The sequence below is a fragment of the Xenorhabdus sp. NBAII XenSa04 genome (genome assembly GCF_963866145.1).
Classification (GTDB): Bacteria; Pseudomonadota; Gammaproteobacteria; order Enterobacterales; family Enterobacteriaceae; genus Xenorhabdus; species Xenorhabdus indica.
Window position 1 is genome coordinate 1 of the sequence record NZ_CAWMEB010000275.1, and the last position, 385, is coordinate 385.

Annotated in this window: 1 protein-coding gene; it reads right to left on the minus strand. The window is 57.4% G+C overall.

Translation table 11 applies throughout. The features are described 5' to 3' along the window. A partial coding sequence (locus AAC147_RS10170; RefSeq protein WP_047686515.1) for an AMP-binding protein occupies positions 1-385 on the minus strand: 385 nt, incomplete at both ends.

A 385-nucleotide genomic window follows, 5' to 3' on the forward strand; every position in this document is an offset into this window, starting at 1 on the left:
CCAGCCGTTTGTCCATTCCACCACCCAGTGCCAGTACAACCGCCTCACGCACTGCCGGATACTCGGCCAGCCGGGCCTCAATTTCCCCCGGCTCAATACGGAAACCACGAATTTTCACCTGCTGGTCGTTACGGCCCAGAAACTCCAGATTACCGTCCGGGCGGTAACGGGCTAAATCCCCGGTGCGGTACAGGCGCGCATCAGGGTTATCACTAAACGGGTCGATGAGGAAACGTTGCACTGTTAATTCAGGTCGGTTCAGATAGCCACAGGCCACACCATCTCCCCCCACATAAATCTCACCGATTGCCCCCAACGGTACGGGCTGGCCATGACTATCCAGCAGGTAAATTCGTGTATTGGCAATGGGCCGGCCAATGGGGAG